This is a genomic window from Propionivibrio sp., assembly GCF_017995515.1.
In the GTDB taxonomy this organism is placed as follows: Bacteria; Pseudomonadota; Gammaproteobacteria; order Burkholderiales; family Rhodocyclaceae; genus Propionivibrio.
Genome location: NZ_JAGOIT010000010.1, coordinates 10,257 through 25,183, shown reverse-complemented (window position 1 = coordinate 25,183; position 14,927 = coordinate 10,257). Strand labels below are relative to the sequence as shown.

At 60.6% G+C, this 14,927-nt stretch carries 19 protein-coding genes and 2 pseudogenes; 3 read left to right on the top strand and 18 right to left on the bottom strand.

The window, feature by feature from the left end; translation table 11 throughout:
- Nucleotides 1–6: 6 nt before the first annotated feature.
- From KBA32_RS03020 to KBA32_RS02970, 11 genes and pseudogenes are all read right to left on the bottom strand, one after another.
- Nucleotides 7–312 carry a lipid asymmetry maintenance protein MlaB gene (locus KBA32_RS03020; RefSeq protein WP_294355091.1) on the bottom strand — a complete coding sequence of 102 codons (306 nt, stop codon included), beginning with the start codon at nucleotides 310–312 and terminating at the stop codon, nucleotides 7–9.
- Between the two features lie 23 nt (nucleotides 313–335).
- Nucleotides 336–1,592, bottom strand: coding sequence for a methyl-accepting chemotaxis protein (locus KBA32_RS03015; protein ID WP_294355088.1), 1,257 nt, complete (start codon nucleotides 1,590–1,592; stop codon nucleotides 336–338).
- Nucleotides 1,593–1,606: 14 nt separating this feature from the next.
- Nucleotides 1,607–1,972 carry a response regulator gene (locus KBA32_RS03010; protein WP_294355086.1) on the bottom strand — a complete coding sequence of 122 codons (366 nt, stop codon included), beginning with the start codon at nucleotides 1,970–1,972 and terminating at the stop codon, nucleotides 1,607–1,609.
- A 134-nt stretch (nucleotides 1,973–2,106) separates the two neighbouring features.
- Entirely contained in the window at nucleotides 2,107–2,943 is an 837-nt protein-coding gene (locus tag KBA32_RS03005; RefSeq protein ID WP_294355083.1) for an HDOD domain-containing protein, read from the bottom strand.
- Nucleotides 2,943–3,530, bottom strand: a pseudogene (locus tag KBA32_RS03000) (chemotaxis protein CheB); the annotation flags it as partial. The pseudogene KBA32_RS03000 and the gene KBA32_RS03005, both read right to left, overlap by 1 nt.
- Before the next feature lie 61 nt (nucleotides 3,531–3,591).
- Entirely contained in the window at nucleotides 3,592–4,122 is a 531-nt protein-coding gene (locus KBA32_RS02995; protein ID WP_294355080.1) for a chemotaxis protein CheD, read from the bottom strand.
- Nucleotides 4,119–4,952: a protein-glutamate O-methyltransferase CheR gene (locus KBA32_RS02990; RefSeq protein ID WP_294355077.1), complete on the bottom strand. Its 834-nt coding sequence runs from the start codon at nucleotides 4,950–4,952 to the stop codon at nucleotides 4,119–4,121. The genes KBA32_RS02995 and KBA32_RS02990 overlap by 4 nt, the downstream gene beginning before the upstream one ends.
- The gene (locus tag KBA32_RS02985; protein ID WP_294355073.1) at nucleotides 4,952–5,554 is read right to left on the bottom strand and encodes a chemotaxis protein CheD; all 603 of its coding nucleotides are present in this window, start codon (nucleotides 5,552–5,554) and stop codon (nucleotides 4,952–4,954) included. Before KBA32_RS02985 ends, KBA32_RS02990 begins: the two co-directional genes overlap by 1 nt.
- A gap of 9 nt (nucleotides 5,555–5,563) precedes the next feature.
- On the bottom strand, nucleotides 5,564–6,691 hold the full coding sequence (locus KBA32_RS02980) for a response regulator (protein WP_294355069.1): 1,128 nt from the start codon (nucleotides 6,689–6,691) through the stop codon (nucleotides 5,564–5,566).
- Between the two features lie 49 nt (nucleotides 6,692–6,740).
- Complete coding sequence (locus KBA32_RS02975; protein ID WP_294355067.1) at nucleotides 6,741–7,148, bottom strand: Hpt domain-containing protein; 408 nt, start codon at nucleotides 7,146–7,148, stop codon at nucleotides 6,741–6,743.
- Between the two features lie 213 nt (nucleotides 7,149–7,361).
- Nucleotides 7,362–7,673, bottom strand: coding sequence for a hypothetical protein (locus KBA32_RS02970; RefSeq protein WP_294355065.1), 312 nt, complete (start codon nucleotides 7,671–7,673; stop codon nucleotides 7,362–7,364).
- Between the two features lie 48 nt (nucleotides 7,674–7,721).
- Here KBA32_RS02970 and KBA32_RS02965 point away from each other — a divergent pair.
- Both KBA32_RS02965 and KBA32_RS02960 read left to right on the top strand, forming a co-directional pair.
- Nucleotides 7,722–8,157, top strand: a pseudogene (locus KBA32_RS02965) (IS5 family transposase); the annotation flags it as partial.
- 281 nt (nucleotides 8,158–8,438) lie between these two features.
- Nucleotides 8,439–8,741 carry a hypothetical protein gene (locus KBA32_RS02960; RefSeq protein WP_294355063.1) on the top strand — a complete coding sequence of 101 codons (303 nt, stop codon included), beginning with the start codon at nucleotides 8,439–8,441 and terminating at the stop codon, nucleotides 8,739–8,741.
- A gap of 159 nt (nucleotides 8,742–8,900) precedes the next feature.
- Here the strand turns inward: KBA32_RS02960 and KBA32_RS02955 are convergent, their stop codons facing one another.
- The 7 genes from KBA32_RS02955 to KBA32_RS02925 form a co-directional block, all read right to left on the bottom strand.
- Nucleotides 8,901–9,038, bottom strand: a complete 138-nt coding sequence (locus tag KBA32_RS02955) for a hypothetical protein (protein WP_294355061.1) — start codon at nucleotides 9,036–9,038, stop codon at nucleotides 8,901–8,903.
- A gap of 157 nt (nucleotides 9,039–9,195) precedes the next feature.
- Entirely contained in the window at nucleotides 9,196–10,071 is an 876-nt protein-coding gene (nadC, locus tag KBA32_RS02950; RefSeq protein WP_294355058.1) for a carboxylating nicotinate-nucleotide diphosphorylase, read from the bottom strand.
- Between the two features lie 85 nt (nucleotides 10,072–10,156).
- Nucleotides 10,157–10,900 (bottom strand): UDP-2,3-diacylglucosamine diphosphatase, encoded by a 744-nt coding sequence (locus KBA32_RS02945; protein WP_294355056.1) that lies wholly within the window; start codon nucleotides 10,898–10,900, stop codon nucleotides 10,157–10,159.
- Between the two features lie 31 nt (nucleotides 10,901–10,931).
- Nucleotides 10,932–11,423, bottom strand: a complete 492-nt coding sequence (locus tag KBA32_RS02940) for a peptidylprolyl isomerase (protein ID WP_294355053.1) — start codon at nucleotides 11,421–11,423, stop codon at nucleotides 10,932–10,934.
- Between the two features lie 9 nt (nucleotides 11,424–11,432).
- Complete coding sequence (locus tag KBA32_RS02935) at nucleotides 11,433–12,008, bottom strand: peptidylprolyl isomerase (RefSeq protein WP_294355050.1); 576 nt, start codon at nucleotides 12,006–12,008, stop codon at nucleotides 11,433–11,435.
- A complete protein-coding gene (locus tag KBA32_RS02930) occupies nucleotides 12,008–13,249 on the bottom strand; it encodes a L,D-transpeptidase family protein (protein ID WP_294355048.1) in 1,242 nt (413 codons plus the stop codon). Before KBA32_RS02930 ends, KBA32_RS02935 begins: the two co-directional genes overlap by 1 nt.
- Complete coding sequence (locus KBA32_RS02925) at nucleotides 13,219–14,304, bottom strand: tetratricopeptide repeat protein (protein ID WP_367113735.1); 1,086 nt, start codon at nucleotides 14,302–14,304, stop codon at nucleotides 13,219–13,221. Before KBA32_RS02925 ends, KBA32_RS02930 begins: the two co-directional genes overlap by 31 nt.
- 118 nt (nucleotides 14,305–14,422) lie before the next feature.
- On the opposite strand from KBA32_RS02925, the gene KBA32_RS02920 reads away from it, so the two are divergent.
- A partial coding sequence (locus KBA32_RS02920) for a class I tRNA ligase family protein (RefSeq protein WP_294355044.1) occupies nucleotides 14,423–14,927 on the top strand: 505 nt, incomplete at its 3' end.

Here is a 14,927-nt window from a genome sequence, read left to right as displayed (position 1 = left end):
AGACGGTCAGGCAGATTCGGCGGCCGGGATGACCAGCGGGTCGCCGAGTTCGGCCGCAAGGTTGCAGAAGTCGATCACCGCACGTACCGGCTGGCTGTGGGCGACGATCGCGAGGTGTTTGCCGCTGCGCTGCGCTTCCTTCTTGAGCAGGATCAGCAGCTGCAGCCCGGCGGTGTCGATCTCGCCGACCTGCATCAGGTCGAGTTCGAGCTCGTCGGCGCTGCTTAAGGCATCGAGCAGCCGGTGCTTCTGTTCCAGCGCGTGGTAGATGGTCAGGTCTTCCGTGAGGGTGAGCAGTTGGGTGGAGGGCATGGCGGTCTCCTGCAATAGCGGGGCTAGAACAATTCAATGTTGGACTTAACGGATACTTGTTTCGAAGCCTCTCTCTTTAGGGAAGCGTCGTGGCTAGTACGCTGCTGCTCCATGACGTACCCGCTGTACAGGGTTTCGAGGCGTCGTGTCAGAGGCGTGTAGTTCGCTGCGGGTTCTTCATAAACGCGCAGACGTTCAGCGAGTCCTTCGGCGTGTTCATCCAGTTGCTTCAGCGCCTGCATGACTTGCTCGATCTGCTGCCGGGTGACGTCCTGGAACTGAACGCCAGCCTGCGCTTCAAGGAACATGTTGCCGAGCTGGGTGCTACTGCGCTGCACCTGGTTGAGGGTCTCGGTTTCGTGCTGCATCAGCTCCTGATAGCTTTCGCCGAGCTCCTGCAGCTGAGTCGAAAACTGGCTGAGCATGATCTTTTCCTGATCCAGATCGTCATGCGAGAGCGTGTCTTGAAACTGTATTTCGATCGACTTGGCGACCGATTGAATGCCGAGGCTGATCTTGCTGACTGCCGTTTCGGTTTCTGCCGATAGTTTGCGCACTTCGTCGGCGACGACGGCAAAACCGCGTCCAGCCTCGCCGGCGCGTGCCGCTTCAATCGCCGCGTTGAGGGCGAGCAGATTGATCTGCCCGGCGACATGCTTGATCAACTGCACCAGTGATTCGAGCGCGCGCGCCTCACCGACGACCTGTGCGACGCGTATCTGATCCTGCTCGGCGTCTTGTAGCCGCTGCTGGACGTACCCGCTCATCTTGACCACGATGTCCCGATTTTTTTCGATGCGTTCTCGTGCACCGCGGGTCAGGTTCTCGGATTCTCCTGCTGTTCCAGCGACAAACTGATCGAGTGAGGTAACGACCGCGTCAATGGTTTGAAGTCGCTCGACGATGCCGAACGCGGCTGCTTCGGTTTCATCGATCACATTCTTCAAGTGCCCGCGTACGACGGTATTGAAGTCCTGCATCTGCTTGAGTTCAGCGGCGACCTCCTCGTTCACTTTGTGCAAGCGCTCCAGCTTGGCGTCAGCGATGGCCTGGACCCCGGCGGCTCCCAGCAAGTGATCACGGCAAAACGTTACTGAGACAAGGCGCTGTGCGACAAAGCCAGCCAGCACGACAAATGCGGCTCCGAGGGCATCGACGATCGCCGCGGACTTGAATAGCTGGTGGAACCAGCCGTGCAATACATAGACCGAAGCAGCGGCACCGAGGGCGACGATCAGGGCGACCAGAAAGGCGCGGCGCTGATAGCTGGAGAAGTTCATGCGGATTTCTCGCTCTAGCGAATAACCAGCTTGATGGTGTTGAGCAGTTCGTCCGCCGTGGCGGGCTTGACGATCCAGCCAGAAGCACCTGCGGCCTTGGCTTCCATCTTCTTCGATTGCTGCGATTCGGTGGTCAGAAAAAGGATGGGCATGAACTTGTAGGCGGGCAGCTTGCGCACCTCCTTGATGAGGTCGATGCCGTTCATGCCGGGCATGTTGAGGTCGGTGATCAGGAGGTTGACCTTCGCCCCCGCATTAAACTTCTGCAGCGCCAGTTCGGCGTTTGCGGCCTTTTCGACCGTGTAGCCGGCTTTGCTCAGAATGCTCGCGACACTCAGCAGGATCGTGGCGGAATCGTCCACCAGCATGATCGTACTCATATGGAATTTCCTTCCGTTGGTTCAATGACTTATGCTCTCAAAACCGGCTGCTCCTGTGCATCCGTGGAAACCGCAGAAAACTGCGGGAATTACGGAGGAAGAATGCCCTTGGCGGCGCGTGCGCACGCCGGCGTTCATGCCTTTAGCGCGGCGATGATCGAGCTAACTTCCTCACGCGATTCGGCAAGGATGTCGGTCAGCGTTTCATCGTCGATCAGCACTTCGAGTTCGACCGCCATGCCCTTGCGGCTCATGCCGTCGAGCGCGTCGAGCGGGGATTCCACCGGCGACAGGCGGTCGGCGAGCAGCAGGGTGTCGCCGAGCGAGTGCGGCGGCATGGCGAGGAAGCCGGACCACAACGTTTCGATCGCGTCCAGGATGTGATCGGGAACCTCCAGAGCGCGCAGCACGGCGCGGCCGACCTGGGCTTCTGCGTCGCCCGGCCACGGATCGAGTTCGTTGCCAAACAGTCCGGGAAAAGCGTCGGCGCGGGCGAGCAGGTAGAAGCTGCCGACTTCATGCACGATGCCGGCGAAGAACGCCGCGTCCGGGTTCTGGCGGGTGACGCGGCGGGCGATGACGCGCGCCAGCGCGGCGACGTTGGCGGTGTGCTCCCAGAGGCGGCTGGCGAGTGCGCGATGCGCTGCGTCGCTCGACATTTCTTTCATCTGGCGCACGACGATGGCCGCGGTGATGGCGCGCAGGGCGGCGAAGCCGAGGCGCGAGATTGCGCTCTTGAGTTCGGTGATGGCGCGGCCGCCCGGGTTGTAGCTCACCGAGTTGGCCAGCCCGATGACGCGCGCGGCGAGGATGGGCTCGGCGGCGATCAGCTTGCCGAGCGCGTCGATGGCGCAATCCGGATCGTCGAGCATGCGCTGGACGCGCAGGGCGATGTCCGTGTGCGTCGGAAAAACGATGTCGCCGCGTTCGGCATCGGCGGCGATTGCGGCGAATATTGAAGAAATATCCATCACGCACCTCCCTTGCCTGTGCGGTGAGCGAAATTGACGATGGCGCCCGGGATCTGGTTCAGGGGCAGGGTAAGGTCGGTGGCGCCCAGCTTGATCGCCTCCCTCGGCATGCCGAAGACAACGCTGCTCGCTTCGTCCTGTGCGACGGTGCGCGCGCCCGCGTCGTGCATCTCCTTCAACCCTTGCGCACCGTCGTCGCCCATGCCGGTCATGATGATGCCGAGTGCGTTGGCGCCGGCGAACTTGGCGACCGAGCGGAAGAGTACATCGACCGAAGGCCGGTGCCGGTTGACCGGCGGTCCGTCGGCGACATCGACGGTGTATTGGTTGCCGAGGCGCTTGAGCATCATGTGCTTGCCACCCGGTGCGACGAGCGCGCGTCCCGCCTGTACTCGGTCGCCGTGTTTCGCTTCGAGCACTTCGATGGCGCACAGCGCGTTCAGGCGCTCGGCGAACATCGCCGTGAAGACGGCCGGCATGTGCTGGACGATGACGATGCCCGGCACCGTCGCCGGCAGACGCGTGAGTACGGTTTCGAGCGCTTGCGTACCGCCTGTCGACGTGCCCATGGCAACCACCGGCTCGGTGGCGTGACCGCGCCCGGGTGTCGAGTCCAGACTGATCATGACGTCGGCGGTGAGTCTGGCCTCAGCCATGGTGACTCCTGATGCGGGCGTCCGCGCCCTCGGGGAAGGCGAGCCAGACGTTGCCACTCCAGACGTCGAAGTGCAGCTTGCGGCGCCCGCTGCCGCCGATGTGTTCGGCCATCACGGTGATGTGCTGCGCGGTGAGGAAGCGGTGCGCAGCCTCGATGTTGCGGCGGCCGATGTCGAGCTTGGTGCCGGTTTTCTGCGCGAACATGTTGGCGCCGCCAAAAAGCTTGGCCTGGTACTCCGAGGTGCGAGTTCCGGCCTTCTCGACGTTACGCAGGAAAAGCGCGAAGGCTTCGCCCGCATAACGGCCGTCGAGGGGGCTGCCGTCGGGGTGTTCGCGCTCGGCCATCATGTAATGGCACATGCCGCCGATCCGTTTGCGCGGATGCCAGAGCGTGATCGAGACGCAGGAACCGAGCAGTGTCGAAATGCGCGTGTGGCCGCCGCCGAAATGGAAGTCGCCCGGGCGCAGGACGACGGTTTCGACGTCTTCCTGCGTGTCGGTGGGTGGCGGGCGGTGGCTCATGGCTTGCGGTAGATCGTCGGGCGCACGCCGATCACGCGGTCGGTGATGCCGGTCAGCGTCTCCGAGTGGCCGATGATCAGATGGCCGCCTTTCTTCAGCCGCGGGAGCAGGTTGTGGACGACGCGCGTCTTCGTTTCCGGGTCGAAGTAGATCATCACGTTGCGCAAAAAGATCACATCGAAATCGCCGATGTCGGCTTCGACCGGATGCATCAGATTGATCTGGAAGAAGCGGGCTTTTTTGCGCAGCTCCGGCGCAATCAGAAAAGTCCCGGCATGCGAGCGCACGCCTTTCAGGCAGTACTTGCGCATGTAACCGGGCGGAATGCCGTCGGTGCGCGCCAGCGAGTAGTGCCCTGCCGCGGCGGCGGCCAGCACCTTGGTGCTGATGTCCGAGCCGACGATTTCCCACGCACTGGAAGGCATGGTCTCCGCCAGCGTCATGGCGATCGAGTAGGCCTCTTCGCCGCTCGAGCTCGCGGCGCTCCATACACGGAATGTTGCAGGATTATTTCGCTTGGCGACGATCTCGTTGCGCAGGAAATCGAAGTGCGTCGGCTCGCGGAAGAAGTAGGTTTCGTTGGTGGTCAGCAGATCCACCATCGTCTGCAGCTCTTCCGGGTAGTCGCCGGACGCGAGCATGCGGTAGTACTCGGTGAAAGTCGATAGCCCGTATTGCTTGAGCCGCTTGCTCAGCCGCCCGACCAGCAATACCTGCTTGGCGTCGCTCAGGCTGATGCCGGCGATCTTGTAGATCAGGCGCTGGAACAGCACGAACTCCTGCTGCGTGATGTTCGCGGCGGTGATTGCGGAGGCGGTGGCATCGATCATCAGAAAAGCTCGATCTTCTTGTCGACGGCTTTCGGTTTCTGCAACAGCGTTTCGGCGTAGCTGCGTTCTTCGCGGGCGATGACGCTCGCCGTGGCCATGTTCGTCACCAGTCGCTTGCAGAACGCCTCGCCGTTGAACGGGAGAAAGATGATCTTACGCGACCACGGGCCGAGAAAGTCGGAAGAGAGCAGCGGAATTCCCTCACGTTGCAGCCACTCCTTGGCGAAGCTGGCGTTGCGCATGCCGATGTTGGGCGCGCTGGCGTCCGAATCGATGATCGTGCCGCCGCCGAAGGCCTTTGCCTGCAGCCGCGCCTTGCGCGCGCCGCGCCCGATCAGGGCGTTGAGCAGCGCTTCCATGGCGAAGTTGCCGGAGAGCAAGGAATCGACGTCGCCGTACTTGCTGCGCCCCATCTCGGGCAGCATGAAGTGGTTGATGCCGCCGATCTTGAGCGCCGGGTCAAACAGGCAGACGGCAACGCAGGAACCGAGCAGCGTCGATAGCGGCTTGTCCGTGTCGACCGACCAGGCCCCAGGCTGGACGTTGCGTGCCAGGCGCTCGATCTCCTTTGCCTGCAGCTTGACGACGTCCGTCGTATTCATGGAAGACCTTCAACTACAGCGCAGTTGTTCGAGCCGGCTGCTCAGCCGGTGCAGCGTCTCCTGCGCTTCGGTGCCACGGTTGAGGAGGCTGGACATCTGGGTGATGAAGTCGCCGACCATGTCCTGCAGGAACTTCTCCTGATTATCCGTCAAGCCCAGCCGGTAAAACGAATCGAGCAGGGTTTGCTGCAAATCCCGAGTCAGCTTGCTACTGGCCAGCGTGTTCTCCTTCTGTACGCGATGCAGTTCGCGGATTGTCTCGCTAACGCTCTCAAGCGCATTGCGCACGCCGGACTGCGCCTCCTGCAGCGTGGCTTCGGCCTCCAGCGCCTTGAGCCGCGAGTCGACGCCTTGGGCAGCGACCGAAAGGTGATCGCGCAGGCGGCCGCAGAAGTCAGGATTGTCGAGGGGCAGGTTGTTGACCATCAGCGTGACGCGCTCAAAGTTATGCACGCTGCGCTGGCGGAATTCGAAGATACGGCCCTGGTCGCGCACATGCTCGATGACGGCGACCTCCAGCGGATGATCCTTGCCGTTCGCGCTGACGGTCTTTGCCTTGCCGCCGATGCGGGTCTGCACGACGCCTTCGAGTCCGTAGCGCTGCATCAGTTCGAGCAGACCGGTGGCGATCTCGTCGTCGGACTCCATGGCGATCAGCTTGCTCATGAACTGGAGGAGGATGCCGGTTTCGTCCATGTTGGCCATGACCAGCGAGGACAGGAGCTCGGCTTCCTCGGCCTGGACGGCAAGCGAGCGCTGGCCGGTGATCATGTTCTGCGCCACCAGCAACTTGCGCAGGAGCTCTTCGGGTTCGAACGGCTTGACGATGAAATCCTCACCGCCCGCGTCGTAGCCCGTGACCCGTTCCTCGATCGTATCGTTGCTCGAGACGAAAGTGACCGGAATGCTGCGCAGCGCCGGATTGTCCTTGATCTGGCGGCACAGCGTGTAGCCGTCCATGCCGGGCAGATTCACGTCGAGCAGGAAGAAGTCCGGTTTCTCGCTTTCGAGCTGCATGAGGCAGTCTTCAGCGCTCGGGAAAGTCTCCACCTGGCAATCGGGCTCCAGGATGGCGTGCATGATGTCGAGAACGACGGGGTCGTCGTCGACCACATACACCTTGAACGATGCGCTCATGTCTCCCTCGTATTCCTCGTGATATGCGTTGTCTCGGGCTCGCCAGGCGTCAGGCTTCGACCGGCCCAAGCACGGCGGAAATCTGCTCGCTCATGTGCGCAACCGTGCTTTCCAGTTCCTCAAACCAGAGTGTCGTGGGCTCGCCGTTCTTGAGACACTGTTCGAGCGACTGTGCGATCGAATGCAGTTCGGTCATACCGAGCATGCCCGTGCGCCCTTTCAATGCGTGCGCCAGTTTGACCGCAGTATCGCGTGAACCGTTGTCGATCGCCTGCCGAATTTGCGCGGCAGTGGCCGGACCGTGGCTGACGAACTCGGCCAGCCAGTAGCGGTAGCGACCTTCGTCGCCGGAAAAGCGGGCAATCGCCTGTGTGGTGTTGATTCCCGGAATGGCCAGGGTGTGGTTGAGAGAGGAGCGGTCGCTGCTTCGACTTGCAGCATGTGTGTTTGCGTTCATGTCTGTTGTTCCGTGTGCATTTTTGGGGCCCACAGGGGCAAGTGACACTTTGCCGCCTGAATCAGCCGCCTCAAGACGCCATGTTCCCAAAGTCACCTCGGCTTGTGCATCCGTAATTTGTGCAAGAAGCAGCGGAAACTACGGAGGCGTGGAATCGCATTCAAACAGTCGTCGGATGCACCCGGCCGGACCGGTATTTCCCGCCGATGGTCATCAACCCGTCTGTTTGACCAAGCCAAGCCGGCGCAGATTTTCTTCCATCTCCGCGACCGAACTCCACGGAAGAATCGGCGAGCTTTCTCGCTCGTCCGGCGGATTGGCTGGCAACTCGTCGGACCAGCCGCCGCAGCCAACCAGTGGCAGCAAGGGACGTTTGTGCAGCCAAGCCAGGTGGACCTCGGACTTGGTACCCGCCCGACCACCAATCACGATGCAGGCATCACCGGCAAGCGCCATCAAGAGGTTGCGCGCGTCGCCCATGCCGCATGGAAGAACAACAGTCGCTGGCCATTCCGGTGGCGGCATTTCGTCTGGCGGAACGATGCTCAGTAGCCACTTTGCACAATGGATGCACAGGGAGGCACGATCGTTGACGCCACGCTGATTGCTGCGCCGCCCTCGACCAAGAACCGGGAGGGGTGGCGTGACGAAGAGATGCACCAGACGAAGAAAGGCCGGCAATGGTACTTCGGCATGAAGGCGCATATCGGTGTCGATGCCCGGTCGGGCCTCGTGCATACCCTGGATCGGCACGGCGGCCCACGTCAGCGATGTCACGCAGGCACAGGCCCTTCTGCACGGCGACGAAACACAGGCATTCGGCGATGCCGGCTACCAAGGCGTGGAAAAGCGTGACTCAAATCTTGAGTGCCCGGTGACGTGGCACATCGCTCTACGCCCGGGCAAGCGCAAGGCGTTGAAGAATACGCCGCAGGGCAACCTGGTTGAGTGGATGGAGCTCACCAAGGTCAGCATTCGGGCCAAGCTCGAACATCCTTTCCATGTATTAACCTGAAAACCTCACTGCGAAGGCGCGAAGGCGCAAAGATCGCAAAGGAAACAACAGGTTGATCGTACTTGACCATTCACCCTGTGGGTGGTGATGGAAGACAGGTGCTGTTCGCGTAGCGCTTTGATTTTCGTTGCGAACCTTTGCGATCTTTGCGCCTTTGCGGTGAAGAACCGAGTTTTTCAGGATTAATGGAACGATCTGGTAGGTCACGACCTTGGCGCGGTTGAAGCAACTGTACGTACGTATTCCAAGGTTTCACCGTGATACGCTCGCCACGCATGGAGGCCATTACTTCGCGGCCTTTGCTGCTGGCCGGGGTCGCCCGACTGACCCGGCATGCGGGCCAATCCCATCTGCTGCTGACCATTACCCATGCCGCCAGCACTCGGGTCAAGGCGATGATTGCCAATGTTCGCAAGGACTTTGACACCGTCCGGGCGACTGCGCCTCAGTTGACCAAACCCGAATGCTGGGCAGCCCTCGTTCGCTACATCGTCGGGCAGATCATCGTGACTAACGAGAAAATCTATGCGCCACCAGTGGTCATGCCCTGCAATTCGCCGCCGCTCGCGGTCGGCTGACTGAGGAACAACAGGTTGATCGTTTGGGGCTGGTGTCGCTGCTCGATACGACGCGACGGCTCCAGTGTCTTTCATGAACCGCCGTATGCGGAACCGCATGTACGGTGGTGCGAGAGGGCGAAGGGGGGCCAGCTCCTGCTCGATCGCCTGTTTGAGGTGCTAGAGGTAGATGACCGCCGGGAAAACGGCTGCGGCCAGCAGGAGAACCAGCCACTCAAGGTTGTGCCGCGCCAGAAAACCGGTGAAATGCAGGACGAGGATCGTGATTGCCAGTACATAAAACAAAGCAAACAGCATCGGGTGTTTCCTTTCTTTTGTTCTGCAACCGGCATTCACCAGCCGCTTTTCATAAGGCGCTGCCAGAATTATAGCCACATCATAGGCGTGAAAATGTGGAATTGTTCCGGCCGGCGCCTGCCGTTCAGCGTCGGTTGAGCGACACGGCGCTTCTGCTTCAGCCTTGGAAGCGCATCGAGAGGTCGAGTGCGCGCACGTCCTTGGTCAGGCCACCGATCGAGATCCGGTCCACGCCGGTCTCGGCGATGCCTCTCAGCGTTTCGAGATTGACGTTGCCGGAGGCTTCCAGTACCGCGCGGCCGGCGCTGACGGCGACCGCTGCACGCATCTGTTCGAGGCTCATATTGTCGAGCAGAACCATCGTTGCCCCTGCGGCAAGCGCCTGCTGCAGCTCGTCGAGCGTCTCGACTTCGACCTGGATGAACTTGCAACGTCCTTCGGTCGCATCGGCGACCTGCATCGCCGCCGCCATTGCCGCGGCGATGCTGCCGGCCGCCAGGATGTGGTTCTCCTTGATCAGGATGGCGTCGTAGAGACCAAGGCGGTGATTGCCGCCACCGCCGCACTTGACGGCGAACTTCTGGGCAAGACGAAGGCCGGGCAAGGTCTTGCGCGTATCGACGATTTGTGCCCGGGTGCCGGCGACGACGTCGGCGTACTGTCGCGCGCGAGTGGCGACGCCGGAGAGCATTTGCAGGAAGTTGAGTGCTGTGCGCTCGCCCGTGAGCAGCGAGCGTGCCGGACCCTTCAACTCGCACAACAACTGGCCCGGCTGGATCAGATCACCATCCTTGGCCTTCCAGTCGATGACGATCGTTGGGTCGAGTTTCTCGAAGCAGCGCCGGAACCAGGCCGTACCGCAAAGAACAGCGTCTTCGCGCGAAATGACCGTCGCCTGTGTAATGACGCCGGCAGGAACGAGCTGGGCGGTGAGATCGCCGCTGCCGACATCTTCGGCGAGCGCGGCATCGACGTTGCGCTCGATTTCTGCGGCGAGGGCAATCCCGTATTGCATAGGGGCGGGCGTGTTCATGCTGTATCCAGTGCACCGAAAAACGAAAGCCGGAATTCTATCACCCGGCGTTCATTCGATCGGCCAACGGCAACGCGAATGGCCGTCAGAACAGGGCTTCGCGTTGCAGGCGCTCGCCGTCCCAGCAAAGGACTTCGCCACGCTTCTCGTGCCAGTCGGCAAGAACCCAGCGCTCGACGTGAATGCCGTCGACCAGGTGATCGTGGGTCGCCGGGTGGTGCGTGTGGCCGTGAATGAAGGTGGCGTATCCGTGCTCGCGCAGGAAGTCGTCGGTGGCGACCGGGTTGAGATCCATCAGGTAACGCTGCGCGTGCTGCAGCTTCTTGTGCTTTGATTTCTCGCTTTGCTGGCGCAGCGCGTGCGCGATCGCCTTGCGCTCGGACAGCGGTTTTTCTAGAAAGGCGCGGCGCCAGTCGGCGCTGCGAACCTGTGCACGAAACGTCTGGTATTCCCGGTCATCCGTGCACAGCGAGTCGCCGTGCGAGAGGATGAATTGCCATTCGGGAAGCGTCAGGACGTAGGGGTCGGGCAGTAATTGCGCGCCGCAGCGTGTCGCGAATTCTTCGCCGAGCAGGAAGTCGCGATTGCCGTGCATCAGGTGCAAGCGTGTTCCGGCGTCGGACAGCGCACGCAGTGATTTGACGATGTCTTGATTGAGCGCCTCGGCGGCGTCGTCGATCGCGTCGTCTCCGGGCCAGACTTCGAACAGGTCGCCGAGGATGAAGAGTTGCTCGGCGGAACGTGCAGAGCCGCCGAGGTAATCAAGAAAGATGCGGGTGACGCCGGGGGCTTGCGGCGAGAGGTGCAGGTCCGAAATGAAGTGGATCACGAGCGGATTTCAGACCTGACTGACTTCAACCTCAGCAGACTTCGGCGCGCTCGATGATGACGTCTTCCTTCGGCACGTCCTGATGGAAGCCGGCGCTGCCCGTCTTCACGCCTTTGATCTTGTCGACGACATCGGTGCCGTCAACCACCTTGCCGAAAACGCAGTAGCCCCAGCCGTTGGCGTTCGGCATCTTGAAGTTGAGGAAGTCGTTGTCGGCGATGTTGATGAAGAACTGCGCGGTCGCCGAGTGCGGATCGGAAGTGCGCGCCATGGCAATCGTGTAGGTATCGTTCTTGAGGCCGTTGTCGGCTTCGTTCTTGATCGGATCCCTGCACGGCTTCTGCTTCATGCCCGACTCAAAACCGCCGCCCTGGATCATGAAGCCATTGATGACGCGGTGGAAGATCGTGTTGTCGTAGTGCCCGGCTTCGGCGTAGGCGATGAAGTTCTTCGCGGTTTCCGGCGCCTTTTCGGCGTCGAGTTCAATGCTGATGACGCCGAAGTTGGTGTGAAGCTTGATCATGGATATTCCTTACTTTTTATCAGGGATGACTTTGACCGACTGGATGACGACCGGTTCGACCGGAACGTCCTGGAACATGCCGCGATTGCCGGTAGGTACCTTGGCGATCTTGTCGACAATATCCAGTCCTTGCGTGACCTTGCCGAATACGGCGTAGCCCCAACCGTCGCGCGAGGGATAGTCGAGCGGCGTATTGTCCTTGTGGTTGATGAAGAACTGGGCGGTCGCCGAATGCGGTTCGGCACGGCGCGCCATCGCAATCGTCCCGCGCTGGTTCTTCAAGCCGTTCTTGGCTTCGTTGGGAATCTGCGCGCCGGTCGGCTTTTCGCCCATGTCCTTGGTGAACCCACCGCCCTGGATCATGAATCCCTCGATGACGCGGTGAAAGACCGTCCCGTTGTAGAAGCCATCGTTCGTGTATTGGAGGAAATTCTTGACCGTGAGCGGCGCCTTGTCGCCATCGAGTTCAATGACGATCGTTCCCATGCTCGTCTGCATTTCGACCGAAGGTGCGGCCTGGGTCGACAACGCGGCAAACGCGAGCGCCACGCCGGCGGGAATCATTGAAAGCTTCTTCAACAGCATCATGCAGCTCCTTCAAAAACAATCTTCCAGGTACTGTCTTCGCGGATCCAGTACTGGCTCTTTTTCATCTGGTTGGAGAGGTTGTTGCTCTGATAGTCCTGTTCGAAAGTGACGACCACGAGTTCGTCCTTGCCTGGATTCCGGAACATCGACAGGTTGGCGAGCTTGACCTTGATCCAGCTCTTGCCCGAATTGACCTGGCGTTTTTGTATCGCAAATTGCTCCAGGCTTTGTTTGCCACTCGTGAACTTCGTCGAATAGTGTTTCAGATAGCGGTCGATGTCCCGGCTTTCCCAGTCCTTGCGCCACTCCTCGATCTTGTTGTTGAGTGTCGCACGCTCGTTCTGCCAGTCGTCAAGCGTCAGCCACTCGACCGAGTTGCTGATGATGACGGGCGTCAGTCCGATTTGCAGGTTCTTGGCCAAGGAATCGAGATCGACGTTGGACAGCACGACGCAGCCGTCCGACGCCTTGGGCGGACGTGAAAACGTGTCCGACGGCGTGCCGTGCAACCAGATGCCGTGACCATTGCGCCCCTGTCGCTTGTCCCACTCGTTGGGATAATTGATCGGAAAGGCGCCGGTGCCGTAAAAGTCGCCCACCTTCTTTGGCGACAGGCTCGAGGTGACGTGATAGACACCGACCGGCGTCTTCTTGTCGCCTTCACGCATCTTCTCCGCACCGAGTTTGCCGTGCGAAATGTAGTAATCCGCGACGAAGCGCGGCCGACCGTTATCGTTCTGGTAGAGATAAAGCCGCGATTTCTGCGTGTCTACGACGATGGCGTTCTTCTGGTCCGACTGCATTTGCAGGAGGTAGCGCGGCACGTAGTCGGCCGCTGCCGAACGGTCGCGATAGGCCTTCAGGCGCACGATCGCCTCGTCGCGCAGATCGCTCAGTTTTTCCTGCGGTGCGTTGCTCGCATTGCCGAACGTCGAGATCGGCTTGCTGCGGGCCAGCAGTAGATCACCCTTGATCAGGTGGCCCAGTCGAAAAGTCGGGTATTGGTTCAGAAGCGATTCGGTGAGCTGACGCGCGGATTCGAGCCGATTGCCTTCAATCTCCGAAAAGATCTTCGCCAGTTGCGGTTCCAGGCCGGAATCGGAATAGGAGAGCTTCGGCCGGCTGCTGGCATCAGCGTCTTTGAACCACACCGCACCGGCCGTAGCAACGGCTGCCGACAGGGTCAGCGCAACTGCTGCCTGACGAATCAACCGACGCGTTCCTGCTGAATCAGCCATTTATTTCCGGATTTCACGAGTATCAGTGTCTTGCCGGTCGATGACTTGAGCGAAGAGGAGACGTAGCTCTGCCGGAACTTGACGGTGGCTTTGTCATTGGTGATAGAAATTCTTACGTCATCGACGCTGACCTGGAGTTTGCCGGGCTTGTCGATGCGCGATGCCCGTTCGGCCTCCCAAGTCTTGCGTGAGGCTCCTTTCGGTGCCTGAAAATCGCTGGCGTAGTAGCCGAGATACGCCTTGACATCCTTGCGCGACCAGGCGTTTGCCCAACCGAGCAGTGTCTTTTTAACCTCGGCTTCTGCGCCCGAGACGGCGTCCTGCGGCTTTTCTAAAGGCGCCTTGGCTTCTTCGGTGACCTTTGTTTCGGCCACTTTGGGAGCTGGCGCCGGTTCGACGGCTTTCTCTGCCGGCTTCGGCGGCGGCGTAACGGCTGCCGACGGCTCTGTTGCGGTAGGCTTGACGGGCTCCACCGCGGGTTGCGCGGCCGGTTGCGGAACGCTTGCGCCGGGCTTGCCCGGTTTCGTCGTGCTGATCAAATCCTTGATCAGGGAAAGCTTGGTCTGCGTCGCAGCGTTCGAGGAATCGAGTTGCAGCGCCTTGTCGTAGGCTTGGCTGGCAAGCTTGGCGTACACATCGCCGAGGTTTTCGTGCGCGATGGAGTAGCTCGGATGGGTGCGAATCGCCATTTCGAGCGCGGTGCGCGCCTTGTCGTACTGCTTCTGCTGTGCGTAAAGGACGGCCAGATTGTTGTACGGCTCAGGCAGTTCAGGAAAGTCTTCCGTCAGTTTCGTGAACACCGCGATGGCATCTGCCGAGCGCCCCAACTCGGTCAGGATCAGCCCGCGCATGAAACGCCCCTGCGCGTCCTTGGGCTTCGTCGAGATGTAAGCATCGACTTTTTCCAGCGCTTGCGGCATTTGACCCTGCTTCATCAGGCTTTGAACCTCGGGCAATGTCTGCGCGTTGGCAGAGAGCGCTGAAATGCTCAGAAAGACGCCGACGAAAATGGCTGAAAGGCGCGCCAATGAAGGCGTTTGGGAGTCTTGATGCATCGTTATGGTATAGTTCGAACGTTAAAAATTTAACTCGCGGATTCTAGCAAGAAGCGCGTCGATTCCCAAGTCTTCCTTACGCTCCCGACCATGCGTGGAGCGCTCTCGTGAGCCGAAAATGCTGAAAATCTACAATACCCTTGTGCGGGAAAAGCAGGAATTTGTCCCCATCGAGCCGGGTAAGGTTCGCATGTACGTCTGTGGCATGACCGTCTATGACTACTGCCATCTGGGTCATGCGCGCGTTCTCGTCGTCTTCGACATGGTCCAGCGCTGGCTGCGGGCCAGCGGCTTTGACCTCACCTACGTACGCAACATCACCGACATCGACGACAAGATCATCCGGCGCGCGAACGAAAACGGCGAAACCATCGGCGAGTTGACCAACCGCTTCATCGGTTTCATGAACGAGGATTCGGACGCGCTCGGCGTCGAGCGACCCGACCACGAGCCGCGCGCAACCGAGTACGTGCCGCAGATGCTTTCACTGATCAACCGGTTGGAGCAGAACGGCCTGGCCTACAAGGCAGCCGACGGCGACGTGAATTTCTCGGTGCGCAAGTTTGCCGGGTACGGCAAGCTCTCCGGCAAGTCGCTCGACGATCTGCGCGCCGGCGAGCGCG